A 20,562-nucleotide genomic window follows, 5' to 3' on the forward strand; every position below is an offset into this window, starting at 1 on the left:
ATTAATCGCGTCAATTAACGTAATGAGTTTGTTATTTTTGGCGAGACCCAATGACTTGGGCGGGGTTTCCAGCAACTTTGCTGTAGTCTGCCACCGATTTTGTTACCAGGCTGCCCATGCTAATCACCGCATGATCGCCGATGTGCACGCCATCCACTATGCCCACATTGGCGCCAATCCAGACATCACAACCAATACTGATGCCTTTGGAGTTGACGGGTTGCTCGTTGATTAACCTCTCTGGCGCCATGCCATGATTAAACGCATAAGCAGAGGTATAGGCTGCAATACGCGAGTTATCCCCAATGGTGATACCTTTGCTGCCGCCATCCAAACTGACGTGGTGATTGATAGATACCCCTTGACCAATCGTTACGGGGCCGTGAATCACACAATCGGCGGCAATATAGGAGTTATCACCAATAATGATTGGACGTCCGGGTTCAGCAAAAAGTCTGGCTTCCGGGGCGATAAAACAATTCTTGCCGAGCATAATTGTTTCCATATCGCAGAGATAAGCCTGCCATTCTTCTTGCCATTGCTGCGCCCATTCGCGCTGGGCAGGTTTCAGGCGCGCATAAAGCCACGGCATATAGCTCAAGCGCAGTTTATGCTGGGTGCGATAACGTTCGGTAGCTGATGGAGCCGTAATCATAGAGGCTTGGTTAAATAGAGGAATGAGTGAACTGGTGCCAATTTGATTGGCAAGAAGCGTTGATTGGAATTATAAGCACAAGGCTGGTCGCTTCAAACAACAAAAGTAGCGCAGAATAAAGGAAAATAGCCAGATTGAGGCGAATAGTGTTGCTAACACGTTAAATATAAAAAGGTGCCCGCCAGCTGTAGGTGATTGGTTTGTTCGCTTGGTCGCTGGCGCTACTGCAAATGCAGCAAGCTGGACACAATTCGAAACATGGAGTGCCGAGATAGGCACTCTTAGGGTTAACCCGTCATTACGACAGCTGATCGGACACCTGTGTTGATTATAGTCAGCTGCACTTATGACGCTAGCCTTGGCTTAGTTTTTTAAGTCACAACGTTTCTACTTTTATAGCAGAAATATTCTATGACTTTATTGCGACAAAGTTTGTCGTGGTTTGATCTGACAGAGATAACTGAATGTATGAGTTGATCGACGAGAATGCCGATTTTTTGGTGATCTATAAAAAACCGAACACCAGTTTTCACAGTGACTCCGGTGAAATAGGATTATTTGAATATTGTAAGCAGCAGCAAGGGCTATCTGAGCTTTACCCTGTACATCGTTTGGATAAGGTTACCTCTGGCTTATTGCTTATGGCAAAAACCGCTGAAATTAACAACCAACTTACTGCGGCATTTCGTGCACGCCACATAGAAAAATATTATCTCGCCCTCAGTGCAAAAAAGCCTACAAAAAAACAAGGCTTGATTAAGGGTGATATGACTACCGCACGGCGCGGCGCATTTAAATTATTGGCGACACAAGAAAACCCCGCTATCACACAATTTTTTAGTAAGAGCGTTGCACCTGGGCGCCGGTTATTTATGATCAAACCTCACACCGGCAAAACTCATCAGATTCGTGTTGCCTTAAAAAGTATCGGCGCACCGATTATGGGTGATGTGCTTTATGCGGATGCTGCATCAAATAGCGCCATAGATCGCACCTATTTACACGCCTATAGCTTGGGCTTTGCATTGGCTGAAAAACAATACCGCTATACCGCATTACCTCGTGAGGGCGAATATTTCCGTGATGATTTTTTTTCTGCAGCCATTATGGAGTGGCGTGATCCTTGGTTACTGTCTTGGCCTAAGGTTGTAGAAAAATGAGTAGACATCGCTACTGGTTTTCTGCCTGTATGGCTTTAATGGCGCTACTTTTTGTTGCGCATCATTTTTATACTCGCGCGGGTGCCAGCGAATTATCAACTTCACCGCAAGCTTATAAATTCCTCACGACACCTTGTTGGTTTGATGCGGATTGGACGGCGGAAATACGTTGCGGTGAGTTGCATACGCCAAGCGCCTCCGGCGCATTTCGTTTGCCGGTTGTGATACTGAAGGATGAGACTGCCACACGACGTAAGGACTCTATTGTTTATTTGCAGGGAGGGCCGGGGGCAGGAGCGCGCTTGCACAGTGATGGTATAAAAAGCTGGCTAAACTGGATGCGCTATGCAGCCCTTGGGCGCGATATTATTCTTATCGATACCCGCGGCACCGGGCGCAGTAGTCCTGCACTGGTATGTGCTGAATACAATCGCAGTAATCAGCAAATGCTGCGTGAACATGTTTCATTGGCAGAGGAATTGGCGTCGGGTTTTGATGTTACCCGCACATGTTTCGACACAGCCGTCGCACGCAATCCAGCACTGGATTACCGTCATTTTAGTACCCGGCAATCGGCAAGTGATATTCGTGCGCTTATGCAGCTACTTGAGTATCCCGAGTGGAATATCTTGGGTGTGTCATACGGAACGCGTTTGGCGCTGGAAATTTCTTATCAGGAATCGCTTCAACAACAGCCAACGAAACTCAAAGCAATGGTGCTTGATTCAATTTACCCAGCCGGTTTTGGTGGCGTACAAACCTGGCCGCAAGTGCTTGATGAGGCGATGCATAAATTTTTTAGTGGTTGTGCGGCGCAGCCTGAATGTATTAACGCGTTGGGTGACTCTAACCGGTCACCACTAGAATTGTTTATGGGGGCGTTGGACAGTTTGCGCGAATCCCCCATTGAATTAACTATTAAACGCTGGGATGGTGAAGCGCCAGTCAGCTTTTTGTTAAACGACCATCGTTTTTTATCGGCTGCGTTTGCGGCAACTTACACGCCTCGTGATTGGTTAAAAATTGCAGCAGCTATCAAAGGTGTGGAAGAGCACAATCGCGAAGCACTCAAACCACTGATAGAGCCTTTTGTAAATCAAAGTATGAGCGAAGATTTTAACAGCCTAACGTTTACGGCTGTTGATTGCTCGGATAATCCGGTGATGAATGAAATGGATTATCTCGCGCTGGTGAATCAATATTCGCTATTGCAAAATTATACTCGCGATCAATGGCGTTACCAGTTGTGTCATCACCTGGTTGCAGAGGCTCCATTGCAATCCTACCAGCCTTATGTGCCTACATTGATACTGGCGGGTGAGCTGGATCCGGTAACTCCAGTGGAGTGGGCGCAAGCGGTACATTCGAAATGGAAAAATACCCAGCTGCATATCAGTCAAAATACCGCACACTCGGTATTGAGTAGTGAGGCCTGCCTACTGCAGTCGCTTGTACATTTTTACGATCAGCCTGCTGCAACTTTTGAGAGGTGTATGGAGGAAGATCGCTAGTCTCTTGGATGAGGAGGTAGTGGAAATAATTGAAGGCAAAAAAATAAAAAAGGCCGCACAAGTGCGACCTTTTAAATTTGGCTCCGCCTGCTGGACTCGAACCAGCGACCCAATGATTAACAGTCATTTGCTCTACCGACTGAGCTAAGGCGGAATTACGCTTCCTGTGAGGAAGTGGCGCGCATCATATAGAGCTGTTACCTATTGGTCAACCCGTTCGCGATCTGATTATGATTGAGTGGGGGAGGGCTGTATGGTTTTTGGTTTATCTGTTTATTAACGCGGCAGAATAAAAAATAAAAGCGCCGAAGCGCCTTTATTTTGTTGATTCAATTGGGCGCAATCACTCGCGACACAATTCATCTAACAATGTTTATTCGTATTTGCACAGATAAGAAGTTTCCACGTCTGCGCTAACTTTAAACCGCTGATTGGCTTCAACGATAAAGGTTTGGCCTGCCGCAAAAGTCTCTGCTTTATCGCTACCAGGCAATACAACCGTCAGGCTACCACTTACAACAGTCATGTATTCTTTCTGGCTGGTACCAAATTCGTAGTCACCTTTGGCCATTACACCAATAGTCGCAGGCAGGGTTTCAGTTTGAAAGGCGATAGATTTAACCGCGCCGCCGAAATATTCGTTAACGTTAAACATAGGATGCTCCACAAACGATGGATGGGGATGAAATACACAATATAGCGCGCACAAAAAAGGCCGCATAAATGCGGCCTTTTTTGTTTAATTTGGCTCCGCCTGCTGGACTCGAACCAGCGACCCAATGATTAACAGTCATTTGCTCTACCGACTGAGCTAAGGCGGATCGGTGACTTCCTCTGTGGAAGTGGAGCGCATGATATAGAGCCGGTTTTGGTTGGTCAACCGTTTTTTGGTGCTTTGTGGCAAGTTTTTTTCTGAAAAAACCTCAATGAATTCAAGGCTGTTCATTAATTCCACAGTATGTCGGCAAGTTGTTCAATCCAGCGCCGCGCCTATCGGTTTACTCAGGCGAATTACCTTAAAGCTACCGTTATCAATAACGAGCGAGATATCCCTGAATAGCCCCACCGCCTTGCGCTCTAATGGAATAAATTGATTAACCACAAAAAGCGCCAGGCCATCAATTGCCAATAGTCGCTGCGCGCTACGGAGGAACTTATCCGTCAGGTCTCCATCGACACTAAAACCTTGATGGAAAGGGGGGTTGCAAAGCAGTAAGTCCACTTGTTTGTTGATCTGTTTCCCTGCATCGGCGCCAATCACTTCACCAGAAATCCCGTTGTCTTTCAGGTTTGCCTGAGCGGCAATAAGTGCAGCGGCATTATTATCGGTAAGTATCCAGTCATTAATTTGTTGACAGGCATCAAGCTGGGTGGCTGCCAGCGTCAGGTATCCATAACCGCAGCCCAGATCTAAACAAGATTGAGGGTGCATTCCACCCAATGCATCATTGTTAATTTGCTCAATAAGTAGCGCACTACCTGCATCGATTTTATTCCAACCAAAAAGCCCAGGCTTACTTAGAACCCTAAGGCCTTCACCCTCCACAACAAGGCGTAAGTGCGCATAATTGCAGTCATCAATCCGTTGCTCGTGGTTATAGCCAGCGTGTTTGTAAATAACCGAGGAGTAGCTGGGCCCGTCTTTTTCTATCTTTTTTTCGGCGCCCATGAGCTTGCTAACTTTTTCGATGTAGGTTTTGGTCCCTTCATTTTTATAGCCGGCGATAATCAGCGGGGCACCAATCTTGAGGCAACGCCAGGCTTCATTTAATAAATGATGAACTAGTGGTTTTTCTTTTGATATGCGATAAAAAAAACCATCGAGACTGTCGCTGGGGATGGCGTTGCAATCGAAGTCACTAAATTGTGTATTGAATCCACGTTGGGCCGCTTCGTGGGCCACATCCCACCGGTTGGTCATCAGTATTAAACCTTGATGATTAAAAGCGGGCGGCAAATTGTTGAGTGAGTTTTCATCTGTGCACCAGAGAAACTTGCCTTGGGTATTTTGCATGTGCTCGCCCAATTCCTGTACAACTTTGGCCAGCGCTAAATCAATCATAAATAAATGCTCTGTATTTCGTCGGTACTTAAATGGCGAAATTCACCTGAGGCGAGCGCTGGATCCAGTGTTATTGAGCCAATCGCTTCGCGATGAAGTTCAACAACGTGATTGCCGGTCGCGGCAAACATGCGTTTTACCTGGTGGTATTTGCCTTCATGAATCGTTAGTCGTGCCTCTTGCAAGGATAACAGTTCAAGCTGTGCGGGCCGGGTAGGGGCTTTTTCTCCATGTAATTGTACTCCGCGTGCAAATAGTTCAATGACTTCGCGGTCAATAGGATTGGCTGTTTTTACCTTGTAAGTTTTTTGGCATTCATGGCGGGGCGAGGTGATACGATGATTCCACTGGCCATCATCCGTCAACAGAACCAAACCTGTGGTATCAATATCCAGTCGCCCCACGATTTGCAATTCTTGCCAGCGTGGCAAGTTGATCAGATCAACTACTACGGGGTGCTCACTATCGCTATTTGCGCACACATACCCCAGCGGTTTGTTCAGCATTAAATAGCGCACGTTAAGCGCTTCAACTAATTTTCCGTCAAGCGTAACGATTTCGTTGCCCAGTAATTTTTGCTCACCTTTTTTGGCGATGGTACCATCAACCGTTACCCGCCCTGCCTTTATAGCCTGCTGAATAAGTGAGCGAGAGCGTTCGCTATTTTGGCTGAGAAATTTATCTAGGCGCATTAATAATCCTGAGCGGTAATCCAACTTGAGGGCAGGGCATCACCCCAGTTAAATTGGTGAATAATATGAATAAATTTTGTTGCGAGTGGTGCCGTTAAAATCAATGCTTCATTTTTTACAGGATGAATTAATTGCATTTCGGTCGCTGCGAGCATTAATCCATCGCAAGCAAATTTTTCCTGAAAAAAACGGTTGTGGTTGCCCTTACCATGTTTTGCATCGCCAATAATAGGGTGGCTGATATGCTTCATGTGACGGCGAATTTGATGTTTGCGTCCGGTCTGTGGCGTGCATTGCACCAGGGAATAGCGAGTACAAGGATATTTATCAATGCTAAACGGGAATTCAATCTGTGCAAGCGTATTGAATTCGGTAATTGCTTCCTGTGCTGGTTTGTTAGCGCGCGCTTTTTTATCTGTATATTTATCCTGCTCTTCAACGAGAGGGTGGTCGATAATTCCATGTTCTGGTGTAAAGCCGCGTACTAATGCAACATAGGTTTTGGTTAGTGCATGACACGCAAAAATATCCCCTAATTGGCGTGCAATCTCTGATGAAAGTGCAAATACCAATACGCCAGAAGTGGGTTTATCCAAACGATGTACAGGGTAAACCATTTGACCGATTTGATCGCGCAGCAACTGCATGGCAAAGCGCGTTTCGTGGCGATCAATTTCACTTCGGTGCACGAGAAGACCGCTTGGCTTATTGATGGCAACCAAGTATTCATCGCGGTAAATAATTGGCAGGATTTCACTCATTACTATTTATTGAGCCTTTTAGTTCTTAAAAGCAAAAAAGCAGGCGTCCGCCTGCTTTTTGATGTATGACCAATCAAGTGTTAACTGATTTTCTTTTCACCAGAGTCGACAGTTTGATAAATCAACGTGTTGATTGTCATAGGGCCTACGCCGCCGGGAACAGGGGTATAAGCAGCAACACGGTCGACCAGCGGTTTCAATTCAATGTCGCCCACACCACCTGGGTGGTAGCCAGCATCCACAACAACGGCGCCATCTTTAATCCATTCGGCCTTAATAAATTCCGGCTTGCCTACAGCGCCAACCAGAATATCCGCTTGCTTTATTAAATCTGGAAGATTTTTTGTGCGTGAGTGACAAATAGTGACTGTGGCATTCGCATTTAGCATCATCAATGCCATGGGTTTGCCAAGAATCGGGCTGCGCCCAACAACAACGGCATGCTTGCCTTCGAACTGAATGCCATAGGCCTCCAGTAAACGCATAATCCCTTTAGGGGTTGCGCAGCCATAAGCTTCTTCGCCCATGCTCATGCGGCCAAAGCCTAAACAGGTCACGCCATCTACGTCTTTTTCTGCGCTAATTGCATCAAAGCAAATACGCTCATCAATTTGATGCGGAACCGGGTGTTGCAACAAAATTCCATGCACGTTGGGGTTGTTGTTAAGCTCGTGAATAGTGTTTAGCAGCTCTTCAGTGGTAGTGGTTGACGGTAGCTCCACCTTCATCGATTCCATGCCAATGCGTGTACAAGCATTGCCTTTCATCTTTACATAGGTTGCTGAGGCCGGGTCGTCTCCCACCAGGATTGTTGCCAAAATTGGAGTCTGGCCATTGCTCCGCACCTTTAATGCGGCAACGCGAGCGGAGAGTTCCTGTTCAGTTTTTTCGGCAAGGGCTTTGCCATCCAATACGAGTGCGGACATGGGCATTAATTACCTGTGTGTTAGCAGAAAAGAAGTAGTAAAACGAAATTGTGCGCATTTTCCCATAGTGAGCATAGGACGCCAAGGAAATTAATATCGGGAGGTGGGGGCTTGAAAAAGTAGCAGTAGCCGCAGTGGGCTTCATGATTTAATTTGGATAGCACTCTCTAACGAGAAGATTTTTTTGATTTATTGAGAATATGGGGTGGCTGATGGGGCTCGAACCCACGACCACTGGAATCACAATCCAGGGCTCTACCAACTGAGCTACAGCCACCGTAGCAAGGAAATATTTACAGGCTTTGCCTGACAATATCTTTAAGAGAAGTTTGAGCGATATATACATGCCAATGTGGCGCGCCCGGCAGGATTCGAACCTGCGACCACCCGCTTAGAAGGCGGGTGCTCTATCCAGCTGAGCTACGGGCACATACTGGATCAAACCTTCGCAGGTTCGATAAAAAAGATGGTCGGAGTGGAGGGATTCGAACCCCCGACATTCTGCTCCCAAAACAGACGCGCTACCGGGCTGCGCTACACTCCGACGACTTAAAACGTTGTGCGTTTCAAGTGGTGCGCATATTAACGGTGAGTCTTGATGTCGTCAACGAAAAAAACACAACAAAATAAAATATTTAGCACGGCAAGTTAATTTCTAAGCAGCTTGAACAAGTAGTGTTCCGGCTTGGTGAAAATTGCGGCACAGCATTGGTTTAGCGCACGGCTATCACACTTTTTACTCTGCATTTTTACCAGAGTGGTCATACCGTTTTTTGAACGATACCTGGCAGCTTGGTGTTTTTTTGGTGTTTGGCGCCGCTTGTTTGTAGGGCAGTAGCTAGTCAGAATACGCGCTTGACTAGGTTTGGGAGTTTTTATGCAAAACAACAGTTTGGCGTCTTCTATGAAGTTAGGCATGCGCAGGCTAGCTTCAGGTGTTTGTGTGCTGTCCACTTCTTTAGGTGGAGATGAGCGGTTTGCGATGACCGTATCTTCTGTGACTTCAGTGTCAGATTCTCCAGCATCATTACTTGTGTGTATCAATCAGGCTGTTTCGCAGCAGGCGCACCTGAGTAGCCCTGATGTGATGTTTGCCATCAATGTACTTTCCGTCAATCATCAGGATGTCTCCAATGTTTGTGCGGGGCGCGACCCTTCAAAAAACCGGTTTGGCGTTGGGCACTGGGTAACTGATGAGTCAGGATTGCCTGTGTTAGCAGATGCACTTGCTGTGTTTATTTGCAAAACCGATAAGGTTATGACTTACGGAACTCACAAAATAGTCATAGGTGCGATTAGCAATGTAATTGTTAACGGGGAAGAGGTGAATCCTCTTCTTTATGCCAATGGAAGCTATGGTGCGCTTGGCTCAATTGAGTGATGCTTTCCCTGTAGCGCTGAGCTGACCCACTGATTTTTCTTGCACATGTTTTTGAAGTGTTTTTTTGATTCAAAATGAAGCATGGATATTGTTAAAAATTATCTTGCAATATGAATCTTTCCGGTCTATCGGCGCTTTAAGGTTAATAATCACTAACTCTTTATGCACACCTCTTGTGCTATTTGACGATTCCAGTACAAGCGCTGAGCAAAAATGCGAAAAAACGTGCTTTTAATGCTGTATTTTTATGTAACTTATTGATTAATAAGAAATTAATTTAATTGATCAAAAATTAATCAATTTGTTATTGCTATAGATTTTATAGGGGTTTGCGGCGGTTTCCCAAAATCTATCCACTAACTTATCCACAGAAAATGTGGACAAAGTTTAGATGAAAGTTTTTGTGCAAAAAAGTTACAGTTTGGGTGATTTGTGAGTTTTTTAGTTGGTAACAGGTGACGTTTTTGCAGTGCACCCTTTGGCTAATTCGGTGGATATTTTTATGAGTAAAATTTCAAAAATAACAGTATTGGGAGGCGGTAGTTTTGGCACAGCGATTGCCAATATTATTGCCTGTAACCAGTACCCTACCTATTTGTGGATGCGCTCTGCAGAGCAGGCGGAAGCCACGGCGGCAGCACACGAAAATACTCGTTACTTGCCAGGCTATGCGCTTAACAAAGGTTTAGTTATCACCGCTGATTTGGCCGATGCTGTTGTCGGAGCAGACTTGATTTTTATTTCTATCCCCACGCATTCATTCCGGGCCGTTACACAAATGATCAAACCATTATTGGATGCCCATACCATGGTGGTGAGCACTGCAAAAGGAATCGAGCCAGAAGGCTTTACTCTTATGAGTCAAATACTTGAACAGGAGTTGCCTGGGCATGCGATTGGCGTGTTAAGTGGCCCCAACTTTGCCAAAGAAATAGTTCAGCAGCAGCAAACGGGGACAGTGATCGCCAGTGAAAGTGATGCTCTGACTAGTGCTGTGCAGTGCACTTTAAAGTCCGAAACGTTTCGTGTTTATGCTAACCATGATCGTTACGGCGTGGAATTGGGCGGCGCGCTTAAAAATATCTACGCTATTATTTGCGGTATGGCAGCGGCGCTGGGGGCAGGGCACAACACGCAAGCAATGCTACTGACTCGTAGTCTTGCCGAAATGAGCCGTTTTGCGCAGGTGATGGGGGCTAATCCCATGACTTTTTTAGGCTTGGCCGGCGTTGGCGATTTGATATTAACCTGCACCTCGGATTTAAGCCGAAATTACCGTGTAGGTTTTGCCTTAGGCCAGGGAAAGCAATTGGATGAAATCGTCGCTTCGCTTGGCCAGGTAGCCGAGGGTGTGAATACTCTGCGTCAGGTAAAGCAAAAAGCCGGCGAGCTAGGTATTTACATGCCTTTGGTAAATGGGTTGTATGCTGTGCTTTTTGAAGGGCGAGCTATTTCTGAAGTGGCTCGTGGTTTAATGGTTGGTGAGCAAGCCGACGATGTTGAATTTTTAAGGGGAAACTAATGGATAACGAACAATTGAAATCAAACCTGACTTCAAGCAAGCACTGGTTTCGACTGGTGTTTATGCTTATTTTTGCCGCTGTTTTACAGGTGGCAAGTATCGTTATGTGGGTATTGGTGATTGCCCAATTTTTCTTTTCGCTGATTACCGGTGAGGACAATCAATACCTGCGTCGCTTTGGCCATTCACTCTCAACTTATATTTATGATGTGTTGAAGTTCTTGTGTTACAGCAGTGATGAAAAACCCTTCCCGTTTGCTGATTGGCCCAAAGGCTCTGCTGAAAAACATGCTGGTGCCGATGAAAAATCAGTAGAGCCAGTCAATACCGATGCTGTAACTGATGCCATCACCGACGACACAAAAGGCGATAAATGATCATTTATATATTGCGCCATGGCCAGGCCGAGGCGCAGATAACCTCTGACGAGGCGCGCAAACTCACGCAGAAGGGTTTTTTTGAAACCGAGAAAGTACTGGCGGCGCGACTGAAAGAACTGGCAAATATCGCAGCAATCTGTGCTAGCCCCCTCGTTCGTGCACAGCAAACAGCGCAGATAGCCCAGCAATATTTCCCTGCTATTCCTTTGCAAACGACGGAGTTTTTGATACCTGAGGCAGATCCCAATCAACTAATCGACTGGCTTTACCGTAACAATGCATCAAACCAAGGGGCCATACTGCTGGTAAGTCATCAGCCAATGGTAGGTAAACTTCTCGGGTTACTTTGCGGCAAACCGGAGGGGTTTTATCCCATGGGGACTAGCTCATTGGCAGCTGTCGAGATTCAAACTATCGCATCCGGACTGGGAGAGCTGCTCTGGCTTGATCACGCAGTTCATTAACCCAGTACCTCCCAAAAAATAATGTTCGACACCTCAGCGCTGGAGCTTCGAGAATGCAACAAGTTTTAGACGATTCCAGATCTCCACGCGAACTGCGATTCACTGTTAATGACCTTGAGTTCTCCGCACAGGAGTGGGGCGATTCTGGTCAGCTTCCAGTGCTGGCACTTCATGGTTGGCTGGATAACTCCGCCAGTTTTTTCAAACTTGCTCCGCAACTACAAAACCTGCACATAGTTGCACTTGATTTGGCTGGCCACGGCCAAAGCTCGCACCGCTTGGGCCAAACGGCTTACACACCTTGGGATGATGTCAACGATATTTTTGCTGTAGCCGATTATTTGGGCTGGCAGCGATTTGCACTCCTTGGGCATTCCCGCGGTGCGATTATTAGCACTTTGGCGGCAGGCACATTTCCTGAACGATGCATTGGGCTTGGTCTAATAGAGGGGATTCTGCCAGAGCCGGCATCCCCCCAGGATGCGCCGGCACAACTCGCCAGTGCCATAACAGGTTTGCGTGCCCAGCAACAAAAAACTCAATCCGTATACACCAATCTTGATGTGGCGATTAAGGCTCGTGAGCGGGGGATGTTTCCTTTGGGGAGTGAGGCTGCCACCGCCTTAACTATGAGAGGTGTTGTTGAGCGCGACGTTGGTTTTTCCTGGAGCACTGATCCACGCCTGATGGTTCCATCGGTATTTAAAATGTCGCGTGAGCAATTAGCGGCTTTTTTGAATCGTGTTGAAGCACCAATTAAATTATTGCTTGCGGACAATGGTTTACCCAAGCTTTATGCAAATTATTTGGAAGAAGTTAATAAGTTTTCTCAAGTGGATTACGAGGTTCTGGGCGGCGGGCATCATCTTCATATGGAGCAAGAGTCGGAATTAATTGCAAAAAAGCTGAACACTTTTTTTGCAAGATTATCGTTATAGCTGTCTTTTATAGAGTTGTTTTTACCCTGGAATTGCTTATGAAATTGCTTTTGATCACTGCAGTTTTTATTTTCTCCGGTTTTGTTCATGCGGCAGAGTTATCGCTTGAGCCTTATCACAATGCCCGCATTCTCTTCCAAAGCTCAGGGGAGACTGATGATTATTTATTTGCGCTAGGTAGTTATAAAAAAATCGCGGGCAGTTGGCGATTGGATCGTCAGCAGCGCTTGAGTGGTAATGTGACTCGCTATACGGTGGAGTTGCCTGAGGGGCATAGCGCAAGCAAGGGATTTGACTTCTATTTGGATCAATTGCAAAACTTTAATTTGCGCGAGTTGTTTCATTGTAATGGCCGCGATTGCGGTACCAGTAATTCGTGGGCTAATAATCATTTTAAAATCCTTCAGCTGTATGGTTTGGATCAATTTCAACAGTACGGCGCTTATGAAGTTATCAATGCCGATGCAAAGCCGTTTTATGTTGCGCTATATGCAGTTCAGCGCGGTAATAAACGCGTTTATTTGCAGTTAGATATTGTGCATGTGGATCGGGTTAATGAGCAGGGAATTGCAGCTAATCCTGAGTCAATTATTCGTGCCTTGGATTCCAGCGGTTACTACGTATTTCCGGATTTACTGACGGGTGACGCTCAGGGCGTTATGACTATTAATATCAAACCCGCGCATCTGCAGGCATTGGTTGATGTGTTAAAAAGCCGCCCTGAATGGACTCTCGCCATTGTCGGGCACGATTATTCGCCGGTACCGCTGGCTGTTCAGCAGAAAAACTCCCATGCTTACGCTGAGCAATTAAAAACAGCGGTGCAAGAAGCTGGTATTGGCGCTGATCGTCTGGTGTCTTATGGGGTCGGTGGGTTAGCGCCAGCAGGTAAGGGCGATAGAACGGCGCGAGTTGAATTGGTTAAAATTTACCGCCAATAAAAAACCACAACTGTGTGTGGTTTTTTATTGGCCGATCGATGTGACCGACAGTGGCAATCTAGTCGCGAAGTAATGATAAAAATTCGCTGCGCGTTGCTTGGTTGGAGCGGAATGAGCCAAGCATGGCAGAGGTTTTCATTGAAGAGTTTTGCTTTTCAACACCGCGCATCATCATACACATGTGTTTTGCTTCAATAATAACCCCCACGCCTGATGCGCCGGTAATCTGCTGAATGCACTCCGCAATTTGCACTGTCAGTTGCTCCTGAATTTGCAGGCGACGCGCAAACATATCGACGATACGTGCAACTTTAGATAGCCCCAGTACTTTTCCAGTGGGTATATAAGCCACATGCGCTTTGCCGATAAACGGCAGCAGGTGATGCTCGCAAAGTGAATAGAGTTCAATATCTTTCACCATAATCATCTCCTCCGAGTCCGATGGAAAAAGTGCATCATTCACAACTTCTTCAAGGGTTTGATTGTAGCCTCGGGTTAGAAACTGAAACGCTTTTGCGGCACGGTCGGGGGTGTCTAATAAACCGGGGCGGGTTAAATCTTCGCCAATGCTGGCAATAATACTCGCAAAGTGTTCTTTCATTGGTGCTCCTCCTGCGGCAGCTGCGCACTGCCATTCACAAAACCGCAGTTTACCGCGTTAGCCGTGCTACTAGAAAACATAAATCCTGATTGATTCAATTAATTCGGTAGAATATTGCTACAAAAAAGTATTCGAGGTTATTCATGGCTTTATCTCCTTCTGATTTTGATGCCGCACGCGATGAATTATTGACCATTCGCGATTTCTTGCGTTGGGGTGCGAGTGAGTTTATTGCGGCCAAACTGTTTTATGGTCACGGTACCGACAACCCTTGGGATGAAGCGGAACAATTAGTGCTGCATGCCATTAACCTGTCGCCGCCTTTGGGTGACGAATGGCTGGATGCTCGCTTAACTTTGCCCGAACGTAAAAAAGTTGTCGCCAACCTGGCGCGACGCATTCAAGAGCGAGTTCCTGCCGCCTATATCACTCGCCAAGCCTGGTTTGCCGGGTTGCCATTTGTGGTGGATGAGCGGGTATTAGTGCCGCGCTCCCCAATTGGCGAGCTGATCCAAAAACGGTTTGAGCCGTGGTTGGTCAATGAACCTGCGCAGATTCTGGATTTGTGCACCGGTAGTGGCTGTATCGGTATTGCTTGCGCTTATGCCTTTCCTGAGGCTTGTGTGCAATTAAGTGATATCTCTTTTGATGCGTTGGCGGTAGCAGAAGAAAATATCGAGCAGCATGGCTTGGCTGAGCGGGTATTTGCCATGCAGTCGGATCTATTTGAGAACCTGCAAGGGCAAGTGTTTGATCTGATCGTTTCCAATCCGCCCTATGTTGACGCCGAAGATATGGCCAGCCTGCCTGAGGAGTATCACGCAGAGCCGGAGCTGGGGTTAGCCTCTGGTGATGACGGCTTGGATTTTACCCGTCGCTTATTGACTGAGGCCGTAGATTACCTGAGCGAGCAGGGCGTGTTGCTGGTGGAGGTAGGGAACTCCTGGCCGGCGCTGGAAGCGGCTTACCCTGCGTTGCCTTTTACCTGGGTTGAATTTGAGCGCGGTGGTCATGGAGTATTCGTATTAAATGCAGAAGACCTGCGCAAAGCGCGTGCCGATGGAATTCTATAGCGCAGTGCTGCTGGCGATGCGTCATGGCCTTAACTCACGTATAATCCGCCCACTTTTTTATTGATCAGGTGTTTGATTTCTATGTCTGGAAATACCTACGGCAAATTATTTACGGTTACCACCTTTGGCGAGAGTCACGGCGTAGCGCTGGGCGCGATTGTGGATGGTTGCCCACCCGGCCTTGAGTTGACTGAGGCGGATATTCAAATTGATCTGGATCGCCGCAAGCCCGGGCAGTCGCGTTACACCACCCAGCGTCGCGAAGAGGATGCAGTCAAGATTTTGTCGGGAGTGTTTGAGGGTAAAACTACCGGTACACCGATTGGCATGCTGATCGAGAACACTGATCAACGCTCCAAAGATTACTCCAATATCAAAGACCAATTTCGCCCGGCCCACGCCGATTACACCTACATGCAAAAATACGGTGTGCGCGACTATCGCGGTGGCGGTCGTTCCTCCGCGCGTGAGACGGCCATGCGTGTTGCAGCTGGCTCTATCGCCAAAAAATATTTGAAAGATTTTCACGGCATTGAAGTGCGCGGTTATCTGTCGCAGCTTGGTCCGATAAAAATTGAATCGGTTGATTGGGATCAAATCGACCAAAACCCGTTTTTCTGCCCGGACGCCAGTAAGGTGCCAGAGATGGAGACCTTTATGCAGGCGCTCAATAAAGAGGGCGATTCCATCGGTGCAAAAATCACCGTGGTCGCCACCAATGTGCCGCCGGGTTTAGGCGAGCCTATTTTTGATCGCCTCGATGCCGAAATCGCCCACGCATTGATGAGTATTAACGCAGTAAAAGGTGTTGAAATTGGTGAAGGTTTTGGCTCGGTTGAGCAGCGTGGTAGCCAACATCGCGACGAGATGACACCCGAAGGTTTCTTGTCGAATAACGCGGGTGGTATTTTGGGCGGTATTTCATCCGGTCAGGATATTATTGCCAACATCGCCCTTAAACCTACCTCCAGCTTGCACATTCCCGGTCGCAGTGTAGATGTGCACGGCAATCCAGTTGAAGTAATTACCAAAGGGCGTCACGACCCCTGCGTGGGTATTCGTGCAACACCAATTGCCGAAGCAATGTTGGCCCTGGTGCTGATGGATCACTTACTGCGAAACCGTGGGCAGAATGGTGCGGTGCAGCATTCGGTTCCTGTCATTCCCGGAAGTGTTAAATAAGTACGCCGCTGTTTTTGTAACGAATTTGCTTCACACATAGCCGCTCCATTGAGCGGCTATTTTTATCCCAGGGTTTATTGCTGGCTTTCAAAATCCGGCTTAATAAACAATCTACTCCCTCCGCAGCATGCCTATGTCTCTTTCGTTTGCACAACAAGCAATTCCCTATTGGCGTTTATCCGGCTTTTATTTTTTTTATTTTGCAGTGGTCGGCGCGTTAATTCCTTATTGGGGAATTTACCTGAAGTCACTGGGGTATTCCTCGCAAGACGTGGGTGTGATCAGTGCGATTATTTTGGCCACGCGTATTATCGCTCCCAATTTTTGGGGCTGGTTGGCTGACCGCACCCAGCAGCGGCTGCGCATTATTCGTGTTGGCAGTTTGCTGGCGAGCATTATTTTTGCCGGCGTGATGTTGGATTCACGCTATTGGTGGCTGGTGTTGGTAGTCAGTTGCTACACTTTTTTTTGGCATGCCGTGTTGCCGCAATTTGAAGTTATCACCCTCGGTTATTTAGGTGATAACTACTCGCGCTATGGGCAAATTCGTCTCTGGGGTTCCATGGGGTTTATGGCCGCGGTGGTGGGATTGGGCTGGGTATTTGATGTGCTGCCCGTTCGCTATTTACCGCTCTTTATTCTCAGTTTTCTAATTCTGATTTGGCTTTCAAGTTTAAGCCTGAAAGACATGACCCGGAAAAAAACAGCCGCAATCAGCGGTGGTTTTTGGGGGGTGATAATGCAGCCAACGGTATTGTGTTTTTTAATCGCCAGTTTTTTGCTGCAATTTAGCCATGGCCCTTACTATACTTTTTATACTCTGTATCTGGTCGAGAATTATAACTACTCACGCTCTGCCACAGGGCTGTTGTGGGCACTGGGGGTACTGGCGGAAGTAGCCATATTCATAGTGATGTTTAAGCTCCTGCAGCGCCTCACATTGCGCACTTTATTGCTGTTTAGTTTGCTGGTCAGCATGGTGCGTTGGTTGTTAATTGGTTACCTGGCAGATTCATTGTGGGTACTCTTGTTTGCCCAGCTTATGCACGCTTGCAGTTTCGGTATTGCCCATTCTGTTTCCATCGAGTTAGTGCGCAATTATTTTACCGGTGGACATCAAGGGCAAGGGCAAGCTCTCTATAGTTCATTCAGTTTTGGTGCGGGCGGTGCAGCGGGTGCGTTAGTAGGTGGGTTACTCTGGGATTACAGCGCCCCCTTAACTTTTTTATTGGCGGCGATTTCAGTGGGCATCGCATTTTTATTGTGTTATTTCTGGTTGCATCCTGCACATCAAGCCTTACGAGGTGATTGACCTTGAAGAATCTGGTAGTTGCTTTAGTTCAACATATGATTACCCCGAATGCGCCCGAAGAAAATTTGGTGCGCTACGCTGCCGCGCTGGCATCGATGAATAAAAAAGTGGATTTAATCGTTTTGCCCGAAGTTTTCACTACAGGTTTTTGTTCGAGTGCTCGCCAGTACGCTGAAGTTGTTGGCGGGCGCGCTTATCAATGGATGCACCAACAAGCACATCAGTACAACGCCGTTGTGACAGGTAGCCTGGTGGTAAAAAGAGGTGATGAGTATTTTAATCGCCTGGTGTGGATGCGCCCTGATGGCACTCATGTGCATTACGATAAACGCCATTTATTTCGCATGGCAGGTGAACATACCCGCTATGCGATGGGAAGTGAGCGTGTTTTGGTGGAGCTTAACGGCTGGCGTATATTGCCGTTAATTTGTTACGACCTGCGCTTCCCTGTGTGGAGTCGCAACAGAAACGATTACGATCTCGCACTCTATGTGGCAAATTGGCCAAGTGCCCGCGCCTTGCATTGGAATCGTCTCTTGCAAGCGCGGGCTATTGAGAATCTGAGCTATGTCATTGGTGTAAATCGTGTTGGTATGGATGAAGCGTCGCAGCATTATGCAGGCGACTCCAGTGTTTACAGTGCTACCGGTGAACTGATTGCTACCAGCCAGGAAGCTGAGGTGTTAGTCGTTGAGTTATTTGCCGAACAATTGCAAGAGTATCGCGCGCGTTTTCCTGCGCATTTGGATGCAGACAACTTTGAATTGCGCGGCTAATTTTATTTGGAGAGTGCGGTATGGCTAAGGGTTTTGGTGACAAGTTAGTGATAGCGATTTCATCGCGTGCCTTATTCAATCTTGACGATAGCCATCAGGTGTATATGAAGGATGGCCTGGCTGCTTACGCGCAATACCAAATTGATCATGAAGACGAAATACTACCGCCAGGTGACGCATTCCCAATGGTCAAAAAATTGTTGCGTTTGAATGAACGTCTGGGGGGGGAGCCGCGTGTGGAGGTTATTCTGTTGTCTCGCAACAGTGCAGATACCGGCTTGCGGGTGTTTAACTCCATCGAGCATTACGGCCTCAAGATTAGTCGCGCTGCATTTTGTGGCGGTACTTCTCCTTACCGCTACGCATCGGCATTTGGCTGTCATTTATTCCTTTCAACTGAGCCGGATGATGTGCGTCAAGCATTGGATCACGGCATGGCTGCAGCAACCTTAATCGCTTCCAAACCGCAAGTTGAGAATGAAGACGAACTCCGTTTTGCATTTGATGGCGACGCAGTTATTTTTTCCGATGAGGCGGAGCAGGTTTATAAGTTGCAAGGCTTGTCAGCCTTTACCGAAAGCGAAAAAGCGTCTGCCAAAGAGCCTCTCAGTGGCGGCCCATTCAAACAGTTTCTTTCCGCATTACATGGGTTGCAAGCGGAGTTTGGTGAAAATTGCCCCATTCGCACCGCATTAGTAACAGCACGCTCAGCTCCTGCTCATGAACGGGTTATTCGCACCTTGCGTGCCTGGAATATTCGTATTGATGAATCCCTCTTTCTAGGTGGCTTGGCAAAAGGGACTTTTTTAAAGGCTTATGGGGCAGATGTTTTTTTTGATGATCAAAAAATGCACTGCGAGTCGGCCCGAGAACATGTAGCGACTGGGCATGTACCTCATGGAATTGCGAATCGCCCCTAGGGCTGGCACGTAAATTTGTTATCCCATATAGCCAATAATGACTGTTTTGCCCCTAATTTTTATCATTTTTGTAATATTAGAGGTTTAGTCGCTTTGCATTTGGTAGATATAGTCTAAAGTTGTAAACAGAGCTGTTTGGCGTGAAATTAATAATTCCAAGCGAGCTGTCCTGCATCAACTATTCTTTTTGTAAATAAATACCTTTAATTTTATAACCTTGGGGTCATCTCAAGGATCATGTTACCGGTATCGCTACTGGCGGTATCCCCAGTGAGTGAGCCAATCGGAGGGCTTATGAAGCTGCAACAATTACGTTACATCTGGGAAGTGGCACATCACGACCTGAATGTGTCTGCCACAGCACAGAGTCTGTATACCTCCCAGCCGGGCATCAGTAAGCAAATACGCTTATTAGAGGATGAGCTGGGTGTAGAGATTTTTTCCCGAAGCGGGAAGCACTTAACCCGCATTACGCCGGCGGGTGAAGCCATACTGAAAACGGCAGGAGAGATCCTGCGTAAGGTTGAGAGTATCAAGCAGGTGGCTCAGGAGTTCAGCAATGAACGCAAGGGCACATTGACCTTGGCGACAACTCACACCCAGGCACGTTATGCCTTGCCACCGGTGATTGGCTCCTTTATCAAGCAATACCCTGAAGTTGCACTGCATATGCATCAGGGAACGCCGATGCAGATTTCTGAAATGGCGGCTGATGGCACAGTTGATTTTGCCATCGCGACAGAAGCCATGGAGCTGTTTAGCGATTTGATTATGATGCCGTGCTACCGTTGGAATCGCAGCATCGTAGTACCCAAGAATCACCCACTGGCGCAGGTTGCCAACCTGACGCTGGAAGATGTCGCCAAATATCCAATTGTCACCTATGTGTTTGGTTTCACGGGGCGCTCCAAACTCGACGAAGCGTTTATTAATCGTGGTTTGGCTCCTAAAGTTGTTTTCACGGCGGCAGATGCGGACGTAATCAAGACCTACGTGCGTCTGGGGCTGGGGGTTGGCATTATTGCGAGCATGGCCTACAACGAGACGACCGATACTGACCTAGTTGCACTGGATGCAAGCCATTTATTTGAGGACAGCGTTACCAAAATCGGCTTTCGGCGCGGTACGTTCCTGCGCGGCTTCATGTACGACTTTATTGAAAAATTTGCGCCACACCTCACCAAAGATATTATCAATGAAGCATTTAACCGCCATTCCCGTGCCGAGTTGGATGAGTTATTTGAAAATATCAAAATTCCTCGTCATTAAACGAAAAATAAAAACCGGGCTAAATGCCCGGTTTTT

General features: G+C 47.1%; 21 protein-coding genes and 5 tRNA genes. 14 read left to right on the forward strand and 12 right to left on the reverse strand.

The window, feature by feature from the left end; genetic code table 11:
• Positions 1-31: 31 nt before the first annotated feature.
• The gene (locus NNX04_RS03220; RefSeq protein WP_261947493.1) at positions 32-655 is read right to left on the reverse strand and encodes an acyltransferase; all 624 of its coding nucleotides are present in this window, start codon (positions 653-655) and stop codon (positions 32-34) included.
• A 464-nt stretch (positions 656-1,119) separates the two neighbouring features.
• Between NNX04_RS03220 and NNX04_RS03225 the strand changes: the two genes are divergently transcribed.
• Positions 1,120-1,815 carry a TIGR01621 family pseudouridine synthase gene (locus tag NNX04_RS03225; RefSeq protein WP_261947494.1) on the forward strand — a complete coding sequence of 232 codons (696 nt, stop codon included), beginning with the start codon at positions 1,120-1,122 and terminating at the stop codon, positions 1,813-1,815.
• Positions 1,812-3,326 carry an alpha/beta hydrolase gene (locus tag NNX04_RS03230; RefSeq protein WP_261947495.1) on the forward strand — a complete coding sequence of 505 codons (1,515 nt, stop codon included), beginning with the start codon at positions 1,812-1,814 and terminating at the stop codon, positions 3,324-3,326. The genes NNX04_RS03225 and NNX04_RS03230 overlap by 4 nt, the downstream gene beginning before the upstream one ends.
• Positions 3,327-3,404: 78 nt before the next feature.
• Here NNX04_RS03230 and NNX04_RS03235 read toward each other — a convergent pair.
• The 10 genes from NNX04_RS03235 to NNX04_RS03280 all read right to left on the reverse strand — a co-directional run bounded on the left by NNX04_RS03235 (position 3,405) and on the right by NNX04_RS03280 (position 8,311).
• Positions 3,405-3,480: transfer RNA gene (locus tag NNX04_RS03235), tRNA-Asn, on the reverse strand.
• A 219-nt stretch (positions 3,481-3,699) separates the two neighbouring features.
• On the reverse strand, positions 3,700-3,981 hold the full coding sequence (gene ppnP / locus NNX04_RS03240) for a pyrimidine/purine nucleoside phosphorylase (RefSeq protein ID WP_040391747.1): 282 nt from the start codon (positions 3,979-3,981) through the stop codon (positions 3,700-3,702).
• 90 nt (positions 3,982-4,071) lie between these two features.
• Positions 4,072-4,147, reverse strand: a tRNA-Asn gene (locus tag NNX04_RS03245).
• A gap of 152 nt (positions 4,148-4,299) precedes the next feature.
• On the reverse strand, positions 4,300-5,388 hold the full coding sequence (locus NNX04_RS03250; protein WP_261947496.1) for a class I SAM-dependent methyltransferase: 1,089 nt from the start codon (positions 5,386-5,388) through the stop codon (positions 4,300-4,302).
• Positions 5,385-6,080: a 16S rRNA pseudouridine(516) synthase RsuA gene (rsuA, locus tag NNX04_RS03255; RefSeq protein WP_261947497.1), complete on the reverse strand. Its 696-nt coding sequence runs from the start codon at positions 6,078-6,080 to the stop codon at positions 5,385-5,387. The genes NNX04_RS03250 and rsuA overlap by 4 nt, the downstream gene beginning before the upstream one ends.
• The gene (truC, locus tag NNX04_RS03260) at positions 6,080-6,841 is read right to left on the reverse strand and encodes a tRNA pseudouridine(65) synthase TruC (RefSeq protein ID WP_261947498.1); all 762 of its coding nucleotides are present in this window, start codon (positions 6,839-6,841) and stop codon (positions 6,080-6,082) included. The genes rsuA and truC overlap by 1 nt, the downstream gene beginning before the upstream one ends.
• Positions 6,842-6,921: 80 nt before the next feature.
• Complete coding sequence (gene folD / locus NNX04_RS03265; RefSeq protein ID WP_040391745.1) at positions 6,922-7,767, reverse strand: bifunctional methylenetetrahydrofolate dehydrogenase/methenyltetrahydrofolate cyclohydrolase FolD; 846 nt, start codon at positions 7,765-7,767, stop codon at positions 6,922-6,924.
• Positions 7,768-7,968: 201 nt separating this feature from the next.
• Positions 7,969-8,044 (reverse strand) — tRNA-His (locus tag NNX04_RS03270).
• A gap of 76 nt (positions 8,045-8,120) precedes the next feature.
• Positions 8,121-8,197 (reverse strand) — tRNA-Arg (locus NNX04_RS03275).
• Positions 8,198-8,234: 37 nt separating this feature from the next.
• A tRNA-Pro gene (locus NNX04_RS03280) sits at positions 8,235-8,311 on the reverse strand.
• Positions 8,312-8,644: 333 nt separating this feature from the next.
• Here NNX04_RS03280 and NNX04_RS03285 point away from each other — a divergent pair.
• The 6 genes from NNX04_RS03285 (at position 8,645) to NNX04_RS03310 (ending at position 13,393) form a co-directional block, all read left to right on the forward strand.
• Positions 8,645-9,148 (forward strand): flavin reductase family protein, encoded by a 504-nt coding sequence (locus NNX04_RS03285; protein WP_040391744.1) that lies wholly within the window; start codon positions 8,645-8,647, stop codon positions 9,146-9,148.
• Positions 9,149-9,650: 502 nt separating this feature from the next.
• Entirely contained in the window at positions 9,651-10,670 is a 1,020-nt protein-coding gene (locus NNX04_RS03290; RefSeq protein WP_040392018.1) for an NAD(P)H-dependent glycerol-3-phosphate dehydrogenase, read from the forward strand.
• Positions 10,670-11,047 carry a DUF4389 domain-containing protein gene (locus tag NNX04_RS03295; RefSeq protein ID WP_261947499.1) on the forward strand — a complete coding sequence of 126 codons (378 nt, stop codon included), beginning with the start codon at positions 10,670-10,672 and terminating at the stop codon, positions 11,045-11,047. The genes NNX04_RS03290 and NNX04_RS03295 overlap by 1 nt, the downstream gene beginning before the upstream one ends.
• Entirely contained in the window at positions 11,044-11,514 is a 471-nt protein-coding gene (gene sixA, locus NNX04_RS03300) for a phosphohistidine phosphatase SixA (RefSeq protein WP_261947500.1), read from the forward strand. Before NNX04_RS03295 ends, sixA begins: the two co-directional genes overlap by 4 nt.
• A 53-nt stretch (positions 11,515-11,567) precedes the next feature.
• A complete protein-coding gene (locus NNX04_RS03305; RefSeq protein WP_261947501.1) occupies positions 11,568-12,452 on the forward strand; it encodes an alpha/beta hydrolase in 885 nt (294 codons plus the stop codon).
• Between the two features lie 38 nt (positions 12,453-12,490).
• Positions 12,491-13,393 carry a DUF4892 domain-containing protein gene (locus tag NNX04_RS03310; RefSeq protein ID WP_261947502.1) on the forward strand — a complete coding sequence of 301 codons (903 nt, stop codon included), beginning with the start codon at positions 12,491-12,493 and terminating at the stop codon, positions 13,391-13,393.
• 58 nt (positions 13,394-13,451) lie between these two features.
• On the opposite strand, the gene folE is transcribed toward NNX04_RS03310, so the two are convergent.
• Complete coding sequence (gene folE / locus NNX04_RS03315) at positions 13,452-13,994, reverse strand: GTP cyclohydrolase I FolE (RefSeq protein ID WP_007641392.1); 543 nt, start codon at positions 13,992-13,994, stop codon at positions 13,452-13,454.
• A 143-nt stretch (positions 13,995-14,137) separates the two neighbouring features.
• Between folE and prmB the strand changes: the two genes are divergently transcribed.
• From prmB to cysB, 6 genes are all read left to right on the forward strand, one after another.
• Positions 14,138-15,067, forward strand: coding sequence for a 50S ribosomal protein L3 N(5)-glutamine methyltransferase (gene prmB, locus NNX04_RS03320; protein ID WP_261947503.1), 930 nt, complete (start codon positions 14,138-14,140; stop codon positions 15,065-15,067).
• 81 nt (positions 15,068-15,148) lie between these two features.
• The gene (gene aroC / locus NNX04_RS03325; RefSeq protein WP_007641389.1) at positions 15,149-16,249 is read left to right on the forward strand and encodes a chorismate synthase; all 1,101 of its coding nucleotides are present in this window, start codon (positions 15,149-15,151) and stop codon (positions 16,247-16,249) included.
• A gap of 133 nt (positions 16,250-16,382) precedes the next feature.
• Positions 16,383-17,561: an MFS transporter gene (locus NNX04_RS03330; RefSeq protein WP_261947504.1), complete on the forward strand. Its 1,179-nt coding sequence runs from the start codon at positions 16,383-16,385 to the stop codon at positions 17,559-17,561.
• Positions 17,562-17,563: 2 nt separating this feature from the next.
• Positions 17,564-18,337 carry an amidohydrolase gene (locus tag NNX04_RS03335; RefSeq protein WP_151057817.1) on the forward strand — a complete coding sequence of 258 codons (774 nt, stop codon included), beginning with the start codon at positions 17,564-17,566 and terminating at the stop codon, positions 18,335-18,337.
• A gap of 20 nt (positions 18,338-18,357) precedes the next feature.
• Complete coding sequence (locus NNX04_RS03340; RefSeq protein ID WP_151057814.1) at positions 18,358-19,257, forward strand: 5'-nucleotidase; 900 nt, start codon at positions 18,358-18,360, stop codon at positions 19,255-19,257.
• 294 nt (positions 19,258-19,551) lie between these two features.
• The gene (cysB, locus tag NNX04_RS03345; RefSeq protein WP_040391738.1) at positions 19,552-20,526 is read left to right on the forward strand and encodes an HTH-type transcriptional regulator CysB; all 975 of its coding nucleotides are present in this window, start codon (positions 19,552-19,554) and stop codon (positions 20,524-20,526) included.
• Positions 20,527-20,562 lie beyond the last annotated feature (36 nt).

It is taken from the genome of Cellvibrio sp. QJXJ (genome assembly GCF_024452345.1).
Lineage (GTDB): Bacteria > Pseudomonadota > Gammaproteobacteria > Pseudomonadales > Cellvibrionaceae > Cellvibrio.